15 protein-coding genes are annotated in these 19,153 nt (G+C 35.1%); 3 read left to right on the top strand and 12 right to left on the bottom strand.

Translation table 11 applies throughout. The features are described from left to right. Positions 1 to 63: 63 nt before the first annotated feature. Positions 64 to 1,296 (top strand): MerR family transcriptional regulator, encoded by a 1,233-nt coding sequence (locus AB9L17_RS12590; protein ID WP_223554103.1) that lies wholly within the window; start codon positions 64 to 66, stop codon positions 1,294 to 1,296. A 398-nt stretch (positions 1,297 to 1,694) separates the two neighbouring features. Here AB9L17_RS12590 and AB9L17_RS12585 read toward each other — a convergent pair whose 3' ends face one another. The 4 genes from AB9L17_RS12585 to AB9L17_RS12570 all read right to left on the bottom strand — a co-directional run bounded on the left by AB9L17_RS12585 (position 1,695) and on the right by AB9L17_RS12570 (position 8,284). After that, on the bottom strand, positions 1,695 to 3,551 hold the full coding sequence (locus tag AB9L17_RS12585; protein WP_223554102.1) for an alpha/beta fold hydrolase: 1,857 nt from the start codon (positions 3,549 to 3,551) through the stop codon (positions 1,695 to 1,697). A 58-nt stretch (positions 3,552 to 3,609) separates the two neighbouring features. Further along, a complete protein-coding gene (locus tag AB9L17_RS12580; protein ID WP_375199180.1) occupies positions 3,610 to 4,176 on the bottom strand; it encodes a TetR/AcrR family transcriptional regulator in 567 nt (188 codons plus the stop codon). A gap of 624 nt (positions 4,177 to 4,800) precedes the next feature. Continuing rightward, positions 4,801 to 5,856 carry an ankyrin repeat domain-containing protein gene (locus AB9L17_RS12575; protein ID WP_223554098.1) on the bottom strand — a complete coding sequence of 352 codons (1,056 nt, stop codon included), beginning with the start codon at positions 5,854 to 5,856 and terminating at the stop codon, positions 4,801 to 4,803. Between the two features lie 628 nt (positions 5,857 to 6,484). Beyond that, entirely contained in the window at positions 6,485 to 8,284 is a 1,800-nt protein-coding gene (locus AB9L17_RS12570) for a S9 family peptidase (RefSeq protein WP_223554096.1), read from the bottom strand. 855 nt (positions 8,285 to 9,139) lie between these two features. Here AB9L17_RS12570 and AB9L17_RS12565 point away from each other — a divergent pair. Beyond that, positions 9,140 to 9,415: a YqhV family protein gene (locus tag AB9L17_RS12565; protein WP_223554093.1), complete on the top strand. Its 276-nt coding sequence runs from the start codon at positions 9,140 to 9,142 to the stop codon at positions 9,413 to 9,415. A 296-nt stretch (positions 9,416 to 9,711) separates the two neighbouring features. Here AB9L17_RS12565 and tnpC read toward each other — a convergent pair whose 3' ends face one another. The 4 genes from tnpC to AB9L17_RS12545 form a co-directional block, all read right to left on the bottom strand. Then, positions 9,712 to 11,328 (bottom strand): IS66 family transposase, encoded by a 1,617-nt coding sequence (gene tnpC / locus AB9L17_RS12560; protein WP_068984463.1) that lies wholly within the window; start codon positions 11,326 to 11,328, stop codon positions 9,712 to 9,714. A gap of 29 nt (positions 11,329 to 11,357) precedes the next feature. Then, complete coding sequence (gene tnpB / locus AB9L17_RS12555; RefSeq protein WP_068984462.1) at positions 11,358 to 11,711, bottom strand: IS66 family insertion sequence element accessory protein TnpB; 354 nt, start codon at positions 11,709 to 11,711, stop codon at positions 11,358 to 11,360. Next, entirely contained in the window at positions 11,708 to 11,902 is a 195-nt protein-coding gene (locus AB9L17_RS12550) for a hypothetical protein (RefSeq protein WP_068984461.1), read from the bottom strand. Before AB9L17_RS12550 ends, tnpB begins: the two co-directional genes overlap by 4 nt. Positions 11,903 to 12,324: 422 nt before the next feature. Further along, entirely contained in the window at positions 12,325 to 12,798 is a 474-nt protein-coding gene (locus AB9L17_RS12545) for a peptide-methionine (S)-S-oxide reductase (protein ID WP_068984283.1), read from the bottom strand. A 60-nt stretch (positions 12,799 to 12,858) separates the two neighbouring features. Between AB9L17_RS12545 and AB9L17_RS12540 the strand changes: the two genes are divergently transcribed. Then, positions 12,859 to 13,077, top strand: a complete 219-nt coding sequence (locus AB9L17_RS12540) for a site-specific integrase (RefSeq protein WP_223554092.1) — start codon at positions 12,859 to 12,861, stop codon at positions 13,075 to 13,077. Between the two features lie 2,003 nt (positions 13,078 to 15,080). Here the strand turns inward: AB9L17_RS12540 and AB9L17_RS12535 are convergent. From AB9L17_RS12535 to AB9L17_RS12520, 4 genes are all read right to left on the bottom strand, one after another. Next, positions 15,081 to 15,428, bottom strand: coding sequence for a hypothetical protein (locus tag AB9L17_RS12535; RefSeq protein WP_068984281.1), 348 nt, complete (start codon positions 15,426 to 15,428; stop codon positions 15,081 to 15,083). 471 nt (positions 15,429 to 15,899) lie between these two features. After that, complete coding sequence (locus AB9L17_RS12530) at positions 15,900 to 16,424, bottom strand: GrpB family protein (protein WP_223554090.1); 525 nt, start codon at positions 16,422 to 16,424, stop codon at positions 15,900 to 15,902. A gap of 416 nt (positions 16,425 to 16,840) precedes the next feature. Next, entirely contained in the window at positions 16,841 to 18,097 is a 1,257-nt protein-coding gene (locus tag AB9L17_RS12525; RefSeq protein WP_223554088.1) for a DUF4179 domain-containing protein, read from the bottom strand. Further along, positions 18,094 to 18,594 carry a sigma-70 family RNA polymerase sigma factor gene (locus AB9L17_RS12520; RefSeq protein WP_223554087.1) on the bottom strand — a complete coding sequence of 167 codons (501 nt, stop codon included), beginning with the start codon at positions 18,592 to 18,594 and terminating at the stop codon, positions 18,094 to 18,096. Before AB9L17_RS12520 ends, AB9L17_RS12525 begins: the two co-directional genes overlap by 4 nt. Positions 18,595 to 19,153: the final 559 nt, after the last annotated feature.

Genomic DNA, 19,153 nt, shown 5'->3' with positions numbered 1-19,153 from the left:
ACTTTTTAGACACATTTCAAAAAAAAAAGTGGAGTAACTCCACTTTTTTACTGGGGGGAATTTATGAAAATCGGTACATTTGCAAAGATTTACAATGTTTCAATCGATACTGTTCGTTATTACATCGAACTTGGTTTGTTACTTCCAGACAAAAAAAACACTCAATATCAAATGAATCAATCGAGCCACAATGATATGATTTTTATTGCTAAGCTAAAAAAGCTCCATTTTTCACTGCTAGAAATACAACAAATTCTATCGTATCAGCGTGTTACAAATTTCATGGACCCTGAAGATCTCGTCTACTACAATACCTTGCTAATTGACAAAAAGGACCAGTTAATCCGGAAAAAAGACGAGTTATTAAAGGCAATCCAACTAATTGATAAATCGATTCACACTAAAAATTCTGCGTCCGAAAAGGAATATTTAAAAGGTGTCCCGCTATCCTTTGTAAATATTCTCTATTGTCCAAAGTGCCACATCCCACTTGAAATGAAAGATGTGTCGATTAGTAATAATTCCATTCAAAAAGGTTATTTAACTTGTACTTGTGATTACGAAGCAGTTATTGAAGAAGGTATTATCATCACTGCTAACTTGTATGAGACTTCTCCATACCCGTCCTATTTTTACGACATACAAACCATTAAAGAGATGAATCACGGAATGATAAATTTGTTTGAAAAAAGTAACTTTTGGTTTCAAAAAACACTGCAAAATATAGATTTGAAAAACAAATTAATTGTGGAAACCAATATCGATGCTTTTGTGACACTACCCAAATATAGTGATAATTTTGACTTGAGTGCATCCTATGTATTCAGTGGCTACTCACTTGAGATGCTCAAGAAGGTTAGAAAAAGGATTGAATGTATCAATCCTTTACTTAACGTACTTTATATTTTGAATTCCGATTTAAACCTGCCATTAAAACCACTTAGTATCGATGTTTTTGTGGACAGTTTTACAACAAATGATTTTTCATTACTCAATCCACAGTTTCCTATACCTATTCTAAAAGATCGTTTCCACAGCGATTCAATTATCGTTGGGGGTTACTCTTATTACGAAAGTTCGTCCAATTCATTGAAAAATATTTCATCCATCTATCCAGATTCTCACCAACACATTTTATATCCTAATTACATAGAGGAGAATTTACTAGTAAATGGCTTTCAAATAACACAAAGCGATCATATCGGTTATTGTACAGATCCTGGACCTTTTTTTGATTATCATGTTAAGGATGAAAAGTTCCACATGTTAATGTATTTAGCCCGTTCGGTAACGTAGAAGATTAAAAGGACACATCTCGCCCATTTTAGAGCGAAATGATGTCCTTTCTTCCTTTCTTATCTACTAAAAAAGTCCTGAAATGACTAGTTTACTCATGCCCAGACTTTTAGTAGAAGGTGTGTTGTATTTAGCGCTTACTTTTAAATAATACAAAATCCTATTGCATTCTTCTCCACTTTCACAAGGTGATTACATGCCATGCGTAAGGAGCCATACTTTGTTCAATTCGCATTTTACTACCTCAGGATACTCATATGTATGCTGTAATTGATTAGCTGTTAGATTCTTAAGTAAATATATCCAGCGTTCAAGTAGACAATCTTTTTTTCAAACAGTACGACTTTATTTCAAAGACACAACGATCTTACTACACGCTTTTTATTTATCCTACACTCTCATCTGCTAGTACTACTATTTTTTATTATCAAATTAGCCGTTTCACTCGGATGGTTAAGAGGAAAATGATGACCATATGGAACAAAATCAACCTTACCCAGATGCGAAGGAGCAGAATAGCCTCTGTCATAATCCCCCCAAATAATGCGAAGATTATACTTTGTTACTTCATTGAAATCACCTTGAACGTTTTTCAATAGTAAGCTGTTAAGCTGAACCGTAGTATTTAAAATTCTAGGAGAAGTAAAACTGTTACTTATTTTTTCAATATAATGTTCAGGGATGCTCTCCGTACTTTCAAATAAACCATTACTTAATAAATAACGCTCGATCAAATGAGTAGTTGCCAATTTCAATGTCCATTTGTACATAAATTGAGGAACATTTATCGATTTAGCATTTTTTTTAGCAACAGGTGGCTGAAGTAAAGTAATTGTAAACTTCTCATCTATATACTTTTGTACTAATGCTTCCAAAAGAATATACGCACCAAATGAATGGCCAATTAGATGGGCACCGTTAGTAGCTTTCTCTAATAACTTTTTCACTACATTCAAATAGATATTTAAAAGATTTTTCTCTCGTTTAAAAGGAGAACGTCCCAAACCTGGAAGGTCCATGATCCATACAGGTCGACCCGTTTTTTCATGAAGCTCTTTCCCTAAAGGAAATAAATCCTCTCCATCACTTAATAAACCATGTAATAAAATAAACGGTATACCCTCTCCTTGTGATTGGTAAATGGTCGTATTATTACATAATGTTCGTTTAAATAAATGACTGTGCTGGCCATTTTGATACATCATGCGATAATCCAGATCAGCTATTACCGCTGGGAAAAATTTCATTACATTTGTCTCCTTAAACCAATCTTCTCCCATAATCTTCTTCACTGAACCATTTGAAAATGTTCGATTTGTAATAAAGTTTAGCCCATCAGCAGGAATATGGGTTATTTTGCTTACGCCACTATTCATAAGTGTTTTCATAAATGGCATTGGGGCAGAAATTTTAGGTGCAGTCATATTCATACTTTCTGACATAGCATCTAATAATTCTGAAATATTCTGATCATGTTGTTTATCTTCAACAAGTGTATATGTTTGTATAGTTGGTTGCTCCAATCTGAAAACCTGCACAATAAACTTTGCTAGTTCATCGTTTTCAATAAGTGGTAATCTATATTTCTTACCTCCAGGGATCACTGGCAAGAGCCCTTTTCGCATACTCATCACAAGCAATCCTAAGTTTTCTGTTTGCTCCGTACTCCCTGTTTTACTACTACCAACTACAGTTGGTGGATTAATTACTGAAAGCGGATAACCTACTGTTGATGCCTGCTGACGGATATAAAGATCTGCTAAAAACTTTGTTCTCTCATAGGGATTTTTTATTTTCAAAAAATTGTTTCCTTCTTTAAACACATCTATCGCAATCTTGCTATTTGTATCATCAAAGGGACTCATATAGCCTACAACATGAATAAATTGTTGCAATCCCTTCAATTGATGAATATTTTTTGCGAATTCACTAATATGTTGGGCACCATTCAAAAATACAGAAGCTGCCTCTTTGCTAGTCGCTTGAATATCCATGGGGCCTCCTGCGTGAATAATCACATCCGTTTTCAATACCAACTCCTTATCTTCAGCACTTAGACCTAAGTCTATTTTCGTTAAATCACCTTCAATAAAGTGCATATCTGTCTCTTTTAAGATGCCTCTTTCTTGATAAATGCGTGTTGCTTTACTTTTCGATCTCACTAAAAGAAGAATTGTAACATGCTCTTTGGCTAATTCCTTGACTAATTGCTTTCCGATAAAACCTGTTCCACCAGTTAAAAATACTGTTCTCATAAAAAATCCTCCTTGTAGTACTGTTTAGTACTAATTTGATGTAAAAAAAATGCTTCTTTTATCGAAGCAAGTTAAACAAATTATCTGCTGTTTTCATGATTACAGTTGCATCCTCCAGTGTTTCTGAAATAAATAGCGCTCCTTCAAGATTTGTAATAAAAAGAGATGCAACCTCGTCAATATTTATTGTCTTTCTAAATTCACCATTCTCTACCCCTTGTTTAAGTAATAGAGAAACTTTCGTTTGTAATCCTTGAAAAAAAAGAGCTATTTTTTCTTTTACTTTTGTGGCATTTATAGGGCTTTGAATATAAAGCGTAATAAATGGACAGCTCCCCTTATATTCTCTCGTCTGAACTCCTTGTGATAATTGCTTTAAAAACAGTTGGATACGATCTTCAACTAATAATTGGTTTTGAGATAGTAAGTCATCAATTGCAGATTGATACATTTCAATCCAATAATCAACGACCCCTTCCAACAATTCTTCCTTATTAGAGAAGTGATAATACACATTAGACTTTGAAACTTTGCTTACACGAACTAATTCATCCATGCTTGTATAAGCAAACCCTTTTTCTAAAAATAATGTTGCAGCTACTTCAATCACACGTTTTTGATTCATTAATTTTCTCCTTGTTATAATTAGTACTGTACAGTACTATAATAGGTGTTGCAAGTATTTTTGTTAGTTTAATAAAAAAATTGATCAAAAAAGCTATACTTTAATTGATTTTACTGCTAAAAATGAATCTCATTTTGAACAAAGTTGAACTGAACCCCAAAACTGCTTTGGATGGCTTGCCATTTTTCACATGTGTTTTAACGCTAGATTCATATATTGTTGAAAGAAAAAAATATGTTTTTTTGGAAGATACATACGAATTTATTTTTGTAGTTACTAAATTGTTTAGAGGAGATGCTTTTATGCCCATTTCAGTACAGCATATTCGACATGCTACATCAATTATCTCAATAAATGGAAAATGATTACTGATTAATCCGATGTTGAGTGAAGCTGGTAAACTTTCACCAGTCCCTTTCACTAGAAATTATCGCAAAAATCCATTGACTTCATTGACTGTTTCACTTCACATTTTCGAAGATGTAAATGCTAACCTTCTAACACATCCCTACACGCTTCACGTTGCATCACTTACGGCATACTATCCACTTATCTTAGCCGTTAAGTGCTTAGAAAAGTGGATAGTATTGTTTATAAAATTGTTTATTGGATTCGTTAAATATGTTAGCGCTTATATTCGGGCTGTTCTAAAATAATCGGATTCGGATTGCTAAGTACCCATTGCACTGCCAACTCGCATAGTCTCGCAGGTTCCTCATCTCCATTGCCTTTGTGAAGTTCTTTCGCTAAAGTGATAGACTCCTGAAGTACAGCGGGATGTAATGGTGTACCTAAGCTAAAGTAATGGTTCAAACTTTTGAGCATTTTACGAAAATCATTATCCCAGTTGATGCCGCCGTTATCTAAAATTTCGTATGAGACTTTACCAGTAATACGAATAACCTCTCCTTGTACAGTTTGCGCATGTCCTTGCGAAGGAATTAATAAATTCCATAGTTCATTATGTTGCGCCTGCCAGCCCTTTGTAGATACTGTTATTGGAGACGTACCATCATGCGTTTTTCGCTTCTCTACTGGTGGAACATCAAATAGCTCATAAAGACGGGAAAGTGCCTCATCCGTTTCGTTCAAATATTCTTTATTAAAACCTTCTCTGTGAAATTCGAAGTCTTTTCCAATTCGCTTAATAGAATTTTTCATTTTCGGCGTTACAGCTATACCCGCGCTCAGAAAAATCTCAGAAACTTCTACTAGATCAACAATATTTATATTTCTACATACTGCTAAAGCTTTGTCCAAAGGCGTCTCATTCATCATATTTACCGCGCTAATATTTGCCCCTTTAGAAATTAATGTGCGCACCGCATTTGGTTTAAAAAAAGCAGCCGCAGCAAATAAAGGTGTTTCGTTTTGATAATCCAAGGCTTCTATATCTGCACCTAACTCAAGAAGCAATTCAATATTCCCCCGCCGACTTATTGCCTGATTATGTAAAGCCGAACTTTTGTAATTGTCTCTCGCATTTATATTTGCCCCCTGTTCCACGAGCCAGCGAACCAATTCATCCGGTACATTGAAAAAACTTAAGGCTGTTGTTTTACTATAACCACCATATGCATCTAGCTCGCACTTTGTAAATACCTCTTGTAATGCCGCAATATCACCTGCTTCAATTAGTTCATTAAAATTTTTCGGTAACGTTTTTCTCTTCCTCGCCATATGTATTTTTGCTCCTTACATTAGATTATTGAATTATAGTTCATTACGTCATTTACCATATATATCAATCTATATTCTAACATGTTATAATTTCTTTGCTAAGAGAGATACTGAAAAGAAGTTACACTTATGCAACCATTTATGAAAATCATGAAGCATTTGATTCACCCTGATATAGTTAGCGACGATTGTTTGCTAAAATCCTATCAGAGGATTAAAAACGAACTTTCCGCAAAAGATAAATACGGATGTTCGTTTTTCGCTATTGAAAGTGCTATTTGTCCATCGTCTGGATCGTGCATAAATCGAATAAAACACGAATGTTATTATGGGAAGTCATTTAAAAGAAAATAATAAAGGTAGTAGTGGCGATGTCAAATTTTGTATTTTTATATATGGATAAGCAATAAACAATTGTCTAAATTTATTTTTCAATATATGCATACGTTCCCTATTTTTATATGCTAATGAAATATCTTGAAGTGGGATAAATGTCTGTTTCAATCCCCTATATAACATGTGCGGAGTGTATGGGGCAATACAATGGATGTTGATTGGTTTATGTAATTGACTAGGTCCTACCATCGTAGAACCCAGTTTTTTCATTTAACTTCAAATAGTATTTCCGTTATGCTTTCACTTTAGATCCAACGAATTGATTCAAAAATGAGAGGATTTTTTGATAGACAGCAATTTCATTTTCTTTTTTAGAGAACCCATGTCCTTCGTCTTCAAGAAGCATGTACTCGACATCACGACCTTTATCTTTTAAAGCTTGCACGATTTGATCAGATTCCTCTTTCACAACACGTGGGTCATTCGCCCCTTGGATAACTAGCATTGGTTTGACCATGGTTTCTAGATACGTTAATGGTGAGTATTCAATGAGTTTTTGCTTGTCTCTTTCAGGGTTTCCTACCCATTGATCCATAATTGGCTTCCAGTCTTCAGGAACCGAGTTGATAAATGAGAACAAATCAGATGGACCAAATATATCCACTACGGCTTTGAAATAATCAGCATGTTTACCGTGAAGCAATAAGGCCATGTATCCTCCATAACTTCCGCCCATCAATAAAATATTGCCTTTTTCCGCGTACTTATTATCAATGAGCCAGTCGAGACCAGCTACATTATCAAGGCGTGGACCGTGTCCCCAATCCCCTTCTACCATTTTCGTGAATGCCAATCCATATCCTGTCGAACCTCGGAAATTCGGAGCAAAGATGCTATACCCATGATTTAAAAAGAATTGGAAGGAAGCTCTAAAAAATTTACGCTCTGCAGCTTGCGGACCACCATGCGGCCAAAAGATGATTTCACCATTATCATTTTCCTTTTTAGCTTTGAAAAATAAGGACTCAATTTCAAGTCCGTCAAAAGAAGAATAAGTAATCACATCCGGCTCAACTAATTCGCTTTGATCTACACCTGGAACTGTGTATTCCGTTAAAGATGTCCATCCATTTTCCTTAAATTGATAAATATTAATCGGCTTCGTAGCACTTCTTCCTAATAAATATAAACTACCGGATTTTGTGACTATAAGCTTTTCGATGACACTGCAGGGTGAATCTAGTTCTTCCCAATTATTCGATAGCAAATCAAGCATGTATAAATGATCTTCTACACCTTTTTCACTAATTACATACAGGCACTGCTTTTCTTTGTTATATTTCAACGTAGTAAAGCTTTCATTCTCTAAATCTTTCAATTTTACAAACTCATTTGTCTCTAAATTATACGAAGCCAAATACGTAAAATCAGCATCGTAATTCGTTAATAAATAAATGAGCTCGTCGGATACAAAAACTGCGTCACTGACCGTATGTTGCTGATCTGTTGGTGGTGTCAGAAGAATATGTTCCTCTCCTCGTTTGGCGTATAGGAGTGTATACGTATTAGCAAAATGTTTATAGTAGAGGGCTACCTCTTCATTTGGGCTAAAATCGATTAAAAAAGTTGGCGCATCTTTTCCCTCAAGAACTGTTTCTTCCTCGCCAGTCACCAAGTCATAGGCATATGCATTTAAATACGTTGGATTTCCTTTCGAAGATGTATAATAAAGCTTGTTCCCATCTTCGGATAAAATTGGCCCAGAATTGCGAGTTCCTTCTTCATAAATAATTTTCTTCATTGTCCCACCTTGAAGTGGAAGTCCATAAAATTGCGTATTTTCATTCCCGTTTTGGTCAAAACCGGCAATGATGAACCGTCCTTGTTTATCATAGAGAAGGCCTTGACAGCTCTGGTTAATAAAAGTAAGCGGCGTCGGGAACGTATTTGGTAAATTCATGGCCCATAAATTATACTTGCCACTTAAATTTGTACTGAAAACTAGTTGTTTTTCATCTGGACTAACCGCAAAATCACCAATCGAAAATGTTCGTAAAAACTGTTCTACATCTGGTTTAGAAAAAGATAACATACTGAAAACTCCTTCCTTTTTAAAATTGAGTGAAAAGTCTATCTTTTTATACAATACCATTATTAAACTTTAATGTATAACATATGGTAATTAAATGTACTACATGTTTAAACTTTTGTTTATCATAAAAATAATAATGAGTACTCCTGTTTGAAACGTTTTCGATGATTTAAAATAATATCTCAGGCGTGTTGATTAGGAAAAAATAGGTTTATTATTGAGCGATGAAAAGATTTTTTTGTTACCACTTTGCCAATATATTACCATTTTAACTGATTGTAGTGTAGGGCTACTCGACGAAAAGCGTATTCGAAAAAATCCCGAATACGCTTCATTTAATCTCCCATCGTTTCTAAATAACCTTGCTGTAAACATGTATCCGTCAAAAACTGCCTAATCCCCGTAGCAAATGACAATTCAATCGTACTACTCGTAACGGCTAATATTTTCCCTTCTATATTGGGATCTGCAGTTAATTAAACCCTTTATATAAAACCTTGAATAATAGTTATTCACGAATAAAATTCTTTGGAATTATTTTTCGTTTCAATTGAGATATTTGTAAAGCTTGCATCTTTTATAAGTACTATCTTTCCCATAAATATTTAGGATTTTATTATATGCACCTATACTATTTCCTTAGAAAATGGATTAATAAAACTGATTCTATTAATACATTCTTTGAACTTTTAATTAGAAAATCACTTATTAAATTAATACTATAAAGCATAATATAACAAGAATATTTGATATGAATCAGACATATATTGTTTTTAGTATTTCATTAAAACAGAAGTCTATAGTTATCCTAATGATGGAATGATAATATAAGCGAAAAGATTTTATAAAGATAGGATGATGATAATAATTGAAAAATCGGTTCTTGCTATGGTTATATTACGTGTATTGTCTGGAAGTATCGAAGTAAGTGCTGGATTGTTGATGCTAAAGTTGAATAATTTAGAAAAAGCATTCTATATTAATACAATGCTTGCATTGGTTGGTCCAACAGTTTTAATCGTAACGACAGCAATTGCATTATTTGGACTAGCTGATAAAATTCCTGTGGCGAGAATCATTTGCCTATTTACGGGAATAACACTTATTCTTATTAGCTCACATATTAAGTAATAACAAAGTATTCCTAAAATTTATGATTTTCCTACTAATGTTTTTACAGTTACTAGAAATTCTACATTGCTGTAGCGTTTGACGACGCTGCGTTTTTTTATGTATAAGTAACCTCTCTGTACATGCTGCCATTGATGAATTTGTTTTGTAGAACACCCCCAATCACGTTTTTCGATGCGGAATGAGCTAATGTTTAAATTGTTAGCAACGTAAGCCCGAAATATAAAAAAAATAAGCGCACCTTCTCGGTACGCACGACTAATGGCCATCTACCCTGAATTTTTTCGGATAGATGGCTATTTTGCACATGTGGCTTGGATTTTTTTCGACCAAGGCATGTAATTATTTAAAATCTCTGGCTGCTGATGAATCGGTAAATTTGGCAATTCTGTCATTAACGTCACTAGGTATTGATAGAAATCGATGCCGTTTGCTTTTGCCGTTTCAGCCAAACTTAAACAGATGGCATTCGCTTTAGCGCCTGCTTCACTAACAGAGAAAAGCCAGTTCTTACGACCAATCACATTTGGACGAATCGCATTTTCAGCCGGATTATTATCGATTTCAATTCGACCATCGAATAGAAAAGCCTTTAATCCGTGTACACGATTTAATGTGTATTCTGCAGCTTTTGCGAGCGCATTTTTCCCAAAGAAAGGCGATTCGTCTACCCATTTTAGAAACTTCTCTACAATCGGCTTTGAATGTTTTTGCCGTGATTTTCGGCGTTTACCTGGTGAAAGATGCTTGAATTGACGTTCTAGGTGAAACAGTTGATCACAGTAATCCACGCCAATTTGCCCGTTTTTGCTATCAGCTTTCAGCCAATAGCGTCGCACATGCGCCCAACAGTTGGCGAACGTGACATCAGGTAGATTCCCGTATGCAGAATAACCATCACAAATCACAGTTCCTTGAAAACCAGCTATAAAGTCTGCTAATACAGAACGGCTTCTCGATAAAGCGCTTTGGAAAAGAACGATGATCGGCCCTTGACTTGGCACACTTTGGGACACCCAATTATAGGCGTTCGATTGACCGGATTTTCCGTCTGAACGATTGATTATTTGCGCATAGGTTTCATCCACATGTAGAACAGATTTTGCTGTTAATATCTGCTTCATCTGTTCATAAACCGGTAGAAGCCAATCTTCAGCTACACGGATCACCCAGTTTGATAAGTTCTTATCATTCGTAAGCAGGCCATATCGTTCCCACTCCTTTACCTGACGGTAAAGAGGTAAGTATTGGACGAACTTATTATAGATGAGTTTTGCTAGAACGGTAGGCCCCGCAATGCTTCGCTGAATGGCAGCTTGTGGGGCTTTCCCACGTTTCATTTGTGCTTTTTGTGTGGCATCCATTTTACAGTGCTTGCACTCGTAGGCATGTTCAATATGCTGGATGCGCATCATTTTTGCCGGAATGAATTTTGCTTCTTCACGCGCAATAGTTGTACCGGCTTCGGTCATTTGGCCAAGGCAACAGTCGCATTGTGTATTGGTGGGGTGATGATGAATTTCTTCTATTTCAATCCCTTCATGAAAAGAATCATTCCGTTTTTTCTTATGTAGTTTACGGTTAACAGTGTAAGTAATCGTCGCTGTGCTTTGTTCTTCTGTGTGCTCAGATTCGTTAAAAGACGCATCGTCATCGAATAAAGAAGCTTGTCCGTCTGGTGCTTGATACTTTGATTTTTCCGATTTTGAACCGTATAAAGCCTTGGTTAATTGGCGAACTTGTTCTGTTAGCACTTCGATTTGTTTCAATGATTGATCCAACTTCTTTGTCAGTTCATTATTTTGCTGATTTGAATGAGCCAATTGTTGCTCAAGTAATTGAATGAATCGTTCATTTTGGTCAGAAGATACGTTACCCACTGTATTCACCACATTTCGTTCAGTATAAGTCATGGATGATTATACCACTTTGGTGAAAAGATTTAAAAGACACCTTTTGCAGATTTCATAATCGCTTTTGGTTGCTGAAGCGATAAACCTTCTAAAAGCCAGCGAAGTTCCTTTTGTGAAAGGTTACGTACTTCCTTTTCATCTTTTGGCCATTGCAGTTTGCCATTATCTAATCGTTTATAAAGTATGGCGAAGCCATCTCCATCAAAATACAAACATTTATAACGGTCTTTACTCGTTCCAGAAAATAAGAAGATGGAATCACTATATGGATCGAGTTTAAAAGAATCCTGAATGAGTGCTGCGAGACCGTCGATACCTTTACGCATATCGGTCTTACCGCAAATAATGTAGATGTTCTGCACGCTCGTAAAATCTTGCTTCATTGATTATTCAACTCCTTCAGGATCGTTTGGATGATGTGCTCATCTACGCCATTAAAGAAGGAAATTTCAGCACTAGTTGTTTTAATGATGCAGCTCGGCTCAGGAGAGTTTTGTGGTGAAGTTGTTGATGAAGAGTTGTCAGTGATCGGATCTAGTGTCACAGGGACAATTGTTAGTTTGGTAGTTGACATAAAGAAGCACCTCCTCTAATTTTGATACATATCAATCGTACCGGAGGTGCCTGGCTATTTATATGCGTTATTTGATTACGGGCTTACTTAGCAACAACAAATAATAGAGCCATGCTACATTTTATTGTAGTAAGGCTCTTTAAAGTTGTTTAATTCCCATCAAATAATGTATTTGCGCTCAAAATCAATCTTTCTTGAACAAACACTCCCGTTAGCCATCCATGTAGTGCAAAAACAAGCGCTACATCACAGAAGATGAGAGATGATTAAGTTTTTTCATGGGAGTATAAGAAGAACATAGAAGCTAATTAAACAATGAGTCCGATAGTTAAAATGATTAAACAGTTCTGTTTCCCATTATTATGTAGAAAAACAATTTTGAAACGATAGATCCCATAAACCATCTTCTAATAATCTCGTACTTATACTATATACTTATTTAATATTTCTTCTGGAATATGACAATAATCATTTGGACATCTAGCTAACCTATCTTGATGTTCTTCTGCACTTCTTACATAGTTTGTAAGAGGTAAGACTTCAACCACTATAAGGTCATAATCATTTCTCTCACTAAGAAATGTCTTCGCCTCCTTTAAGTGTTTAGGATTATCACTATATACGCCTGTTCTGTATTTCTTGCCCACATCCTGTCCTTGTTTATTCAAACTGTAAGGATCAATGATTTCAAATAAATATCCCATTAATTCACTGATTGTTACAACTGTCGGATCAAATCCTGTTTTTACACATTCGGCATACCCATCATAATCGCCCTCAAGAGTATGACTTGTTCCATTAGCTCTACCTGCTTCTGTAAACGTAACTCCAGGTAGAGTTTTTATAAAAGCTTGTACTCCCCATAAACATCCACCTGCCAAATATACTACTTCCATATTGACACTCCTCTGTTCAAAAAATAAGATCTTGTTATTGTGTTGCAGAAAGTGTGTTTAATGCCTATATATAATACAACTATTAATACAGTCACTAGTTATGAATACGATTTACAACTCTTCTTAACCTTTTTATCGGATTATGGCTGTTCAACCTGTTTAAACGAGATCACAAAGACCCAAGTACATCGCTTTATCCAATATCTATTAGGATCATTAAAACAAAAACCTCGTTCGTTCAACCAAAAAATTTCTACAATAAAAACATTCACAAAATAATGTTTAAAAGAACACTACCTGACGTATGAATTTAAATCTTTCTGTTTATATGACATTAACGGATCTAAAGTAGCTATTTAGCTATTTAGAACGCGCTCAATCACGTTTTTCGATGCGGAATGAGCAAATTGTTAGCAACAACAGGTCTGGGACGCTCTGAACTTGTTTCATTAAACATGGGAGCAAATTGATTTGATTAATGAAACGATTTGAATAGATGGAAAAGGAAAAAAGAACAGATATTGCCCCTTCATCCACACTTAATCCCGCTTCTGGCATCCTATAAAGCTTCTTTAAGGTCATATCAAATTTATCCATCAGAACCTGTTTTTCTAAATAAAAATCGTAAAGCATTAGAGCCGGGGAGGTTTACATGTCATCTTTAAAGATGTGTTGAAAAATGCATTTCTTCATTTTCACTCATCGTACCCCTTATATTTAATAATTAGTATTTAACAAATCTCAAAATAGCAACAGCTTGTCTCCTTTTATGCGCTGAAATTATATATTCTCCAAAAAAGGAAATTTAACATTCTAATTGCTAGTTTAATAAGACACCCCAAAATAAGATAGACCTCAAAGGAATTAATAATAAATATATGCTAAACTTTAATAAGACAATAGAAGCTGTCCATAGTATCTATGCATAAAATGGACTTTTGTTGCAAAGATTAAAGTAATTCATTGATATGTTTATTCTATTTGCATACAATGAAGATAGTAAGATTCATGCGTGATGGATCTACAGCAGTACGCGGCGATTGGGTGGCTCCCAATCGCTTTTTTTGATTATTTTTCTAAAAACACCGCTTGGTTGGCTAGACAAAGCGGTGAAACGTAAGTTTTTTACAGCATCATCCGAAAAAGAAGATACACAGTATCGATAAAACGGAATAAATCCGTAACTTGGCGAAAATGGCTAATCTTTTTTCACGTTTCTTTTTCGTTTCAGCCTTGGCCTTTTTAACGCGTGATGGATAAGACACAGCAGCACACCTCCTTCCTAAAAAGGAGTCAGTTGGATGCTGTGAATCTATTGTAACACGAAATAGAATTGCATTTATTTAATGATTGAAAAACGAAAATGAAGGAGTCAATTATCTTGCCCACTTCAAAAGTACTAGTTTTATACCTGTAATATATGTTTCTTCATACGGTTGAACAATGACAAAGCAATCGCCTTCGAATCACTTAACAAGGAATTGCAGCTTGTCGAGCAGTGGCTGCTATCCTCTTAAATAAACTATTTAGGTCATACGTCCAACCCAAACTCAGATATTAGGCATAAACTGGTTATATGTATACTTTTAGAAAGGGGGAATCTGACTTATGCGATATATGGAAGAAATGCCTTTCTATGGCCAGAATACAAGGGGTCTTCAAAATTGTATATTTCGTTTCACGTATATGTGGCTGAGAAATGGTGACAATTTCTGGTTCTTTCTGACTGCTGTTGGACACGAAAGAGCTTATGGCTACAGGTTTTTCGGTGGAAGATGGAATCAATATTCGATTGCTTTAAGAGACATTGACTCCTTCCGTTGTTCTCCTCCGACTCCGACTCCATATTAGAAAACCGCTCCTGACCTTTGTAAGCGTTCAGATTTACTTTAGAAACGTGCGGACTTTCATAATTAGAGATTGTTTTTTGAATCAAATACAGTAAACACCAGATACACTTGCGTGATCCCTACCATCATGTATAAAACGTTAATCTTTCGGTTAGCGTTTTTTTATATTGAAATTAGAATGAATGCCAAAACGAACATAAGTTTAATTCTTCACAACTTCAATTGAATTATAAAAATATGCTTTTACTTTCCTCAACATAATTAAAGGACAAGCCATGTTAGACGTGTGCCTCGAAATTTCAATTAAATTTAAATAGCTTAAAAAAAATTTACTATAAAAATCTTGTTTTAATTTTCCGCTTTGAGGAGAGGATAAAAAAAATCAATAAATATCAAAAAGCATAAGCTTTTATGCTTACGCTTTTTCAAAAATTAATGTTCAGACATTGTTATTCTTTTACAAGCTATTTTTGCTGCTGGCATTTCAACACCAGCACCAAGTGCTGCTTCTACTGATTCTCCCCAAGAACCACTGTTAGCCTTTATTTCGTTCCCTGCTGTTAAAACTCCCTCTGCTACAATTGTAACGCAATCATAATAGTCTGGATTAGGATTACTTTCAAGATACTGTGCAGCTAATTCGTCTGCTTTCTTTTGTATTGAAAGTCGACCTTGTTCAGCCAATGAACTAAAAACACTCTCGGCTTGCCCACCAAAATGTACTATTTCGTCGTTAATGTCTTGACCAGTACGATGCATTTCTCCCATTTCAGATGACATATATAGTCCTCACAATCCTTGAAATTTGAACTTTTCACGTTCACAAATATTTTGTCCAACTGAGATTGATCTATCCATCAACACTTATTTCTTATTGGTTTAAATAAAAAATTTAACATGTTTGTCTGGATATTTTATACATGTAACTACATGCTGCCATTGACGTATTTGTTTTATATTAGTGATTAAGTTAATACAATATCTATTAGGATCATTAAAACAAAAATCTCGTTCAGTGAACCGAAAAATTTCTGCCTTAAAATCGTTCACCAAATATTGTTTAAAAGAACACTTACATGACGTATGATTTTTCGCATGGACTTGAATCACCAAAGACCGATGATAAACTTACTGTCGATATGACTTTAACAGATCTAAAACAGCTATTAGCTTTTTTAGAACGCAACCAATCACGTTTTTCGATAGTTAAGTAGCATTTTTCACCTTAGCAATACATAATCCGTTATTCTATTATTTATTTCGATTATCTTCATACCATTCCAGTGCCTTTAGTTCTATATTTTTAACAAAATAATCTTTCCCATTTATGTACGATTTCTTATTAAGAGGAAATTGTTGTGCCAATTTTTCTTTTAATTCTCCATAATTCTTCATTTCATCTGGGTGCGATTTTAAATAATCTCGAAAAGCCAGGTGTCTATTTATTTCACAACTCCCGATCTGATAGATGTGAACGTGATGAGTACGATTGTCCCCACCTTTTTGAAAGTATCTACGTTTAACTATCCCGTTTTCACCTTTAGGGACATATCCAATTTCTTGCATCTCTATATTATATTTCTCAACATTATTAATATCTTTCACAACAGGCATGATGTCTATTATTGGTTTAGCTTTTAACCCTGGAACAGAGGTACTACCTATGTGATATATGTCTACGAGTTCGTTCCCAAAAATAAGATTCAGTTTTTCAGCCTCTTCTATAAACATTTGGATCCATTTCTCATTGTATGAACTTACTTCCACCTTTCGCAAATTATCTCCCCCCATATCATTTCATTAACCTGCATCGTTTGTGTAAAAACATCTTTTCACAAACTTATCATGGGTTTTGTTAAAACTCTTTAGCAATGCTACGAATTATTCTAACTCAAAATAGGCAACATCCGATTACTTGAAAGTTGTGGCTAAGGTATTTTTTTTATTTAAACTAAAATTATTTGGCGTGGAGGACGGCTTGGATACGTACGTCAATTCCCCATAACTGTACTAGGATGTATATGGACAAGAATCTTTAGACAAATTATTAAAGATTGCTTATCTAATACCATTTTGAATGTCCAGACGTTCTTGACCATGAATTGGTATGGAGAAAACTTCTCCAATCATAGCTAGACTAAAAATATTAAAACAGATGTTCAAAAAGGCGCTGCTTTTTGAACATCTTTACTTTATCGCATTGGAATATTCAGTTCAATATTTTCTCCAATAGGATTGAAGAAATAGTTGATATATAATTTTGCTTTGCCATCATAATTTTCAAAGTTCTCCGTCTCAAATAGGTACTGCTCATCATCTGAGAACGAGCTACCTTTATATTCTAACGTCGTGCCATCTGCTTTTACAGCACTATTTAGAAACGAATGTGACCTTCTATCATCCCATTTCTTTGCAGCAATTGATACACTTTGCTGCGTTACAGAAATATCCCAATCCAAATAATCAGGCTTCGTGAGTACTTTTTTTGTACCAAAATCAACTTCGATAAAATCCTCGCCCTTTGGAACGGCATGAACAGCTCCAATTAACATTTTGAGTGAATCTGAATCATGGAAATAATTACTTTGCAAATACATCGTGAATTTGCCGTCGCGAATATCACCACCTAATGACAAGCCATATTTAATGCCTTCTCTTCGCTCCCCATTTTCCGTCTCGACCGTAATATCATCAAGCGCTAAAATTTGCATCGTATTCGCTTCATCTACTTCAATATCAATTGCCGTTTTTAAAGGAGATCGGCGAATTTGTGTAATCGTAAATTTCTGACCACCGACTTCTACAGTTTGATTCGCAGTAATAATTTTTTCCTTTGCGATTTCATTTTGTAGTGAAAACGGTATCGTAATTTCAATATTCCCCTTATCTTTGTCATTAAAAAGAAAAACCACTTTAAAATCCTTTGAAGTGTAAGCAAAAGACTCTGAAAAATTATATTCTACTGAAGAAGAGATGTGTGTTTGATGTGATTGATTGCTTGTAAATGACCCCCCTTTAATTTCTTCGTCCCCTTGGAACAAATGAACTTCCTCCAAGTGTAATTCTGAAATATCAAATGAGGCATCTGCGTCATAGTAAAGTACTAATCCCGAATTATCTGCAATCACGCCTTGCAATGTAAGCGATAGGCCATTTTTAGACTGCGTCACATTGATATCTTCATAGTAGTCATTATCCACAATATCTTTTATCCCTTTATCTCTTACAACCGCAGATACAATTGCTTGAAAGCCTGGTATTTTTTCAACATAGCTAGCAATCGTAGGAGAAACACGAATTGAAAATAAAAGGCTTAAGCAAAACAAAAAGACTATTGCAGCCGAAAAAATGCGCTTCTTTGTTCGTTTTTCTCGCTGTACTTTACGGAACATATCCATCCGAACTTGTTGAAGTTTCTCCTTTGGGACGTCAATCGGTAGTTTACTCATAGCCAGTCCTCCTTTTCTCCAGCGAAGTTTCTAAGCTTCTTTAGTATGTGATGAAGCTTAGACTTTACAGTACCTTCAGGTATTTGATTTAGCTCAGCAATTTCTTTGTTTTTTAGTTGCTGAAAATATTTCATATAGACGAGTTGCTGCTCCGACAAGGATAAATGTTCCAATAACCGCTCCATATCAGAGTAAATGACCCATTCAACTAGGTGATGTTCCTCAATTGAAACGGTTGGTTGGCGTTTTCGTAAATGGTCTTTACAACAATTGATTAAGACGCGCACGAGCCATGTTCTGGCATATTCGTGCTGTTGAACGGTATGCATTTTTTTCAGGGCCTTGTAAACCAGGTCCTGCATCACGTCTAAAGCGTCTTGCTCATTTTTCATGTATGTAAAAGCCATGCGATATAAAATTTCTTCATCCATTTCAATAAGTGAAAGTATCGCTTGATGATCCCCACGAATAGCACGCTGCACGATTTCAAATTCCATCCTTTTCGCCTCCTTCCCTAATTAGACTCATCGATGCTTCATTTCGTTCAAAAATTTTAAAATTATTTAGGGAACCGTTATTAAAAACATAAAAATCTGGAAACATATGACGCGTAGCTGTATATCTTTGATAGTATCATCAGATATACAGCTACTGATTTTCCACAGGTCGATTGGCTAGATGTTGACCCAGGTATGAACTTATCTGAAATATTCCTGTCCTGATGGAATGGTACATTCGGCCACTTAGTGAGCTGTTTTTCTATGTATCGATAAAAATCTTGGTCCGGACTATAATTTCACCTAGAACAAATGGTTGTCCTAATAATATTGGGGGATAAATAGAGTAGAAACAATGATGACAATAATCAAAAGGTATATTAGTGGCTTGCGGGACAATACATAGGCATTTGGCTTTAATTTTTTCATTAAAAGATGTTCCTTTGCAAACATAAGTTTTTAATTCCTTTTTCCACTAAACTACCCGGTTAATACAAGAAGCGATTGCTCTAATTGAACAATCACCTCTTAAGCTTACTTGTATTGTCCTTTTTCTTGA

The organism is Lysinibacillus sp. RS11 (genome assembly GCF_042019215.1).
In the GTDB taxonomy this organism is placed as follows: domain Bacteria; phylum Bacillota; class Bacilli; order Bacillales_A; family Planococcaceae; genus Lysinibacillus; species Lysinibacillus xylanilyticus_A.
Note: the sequence above shows the minus strand (reverse complement) of the source record. Positions and strands in the feature narration are given on the sequence as shown.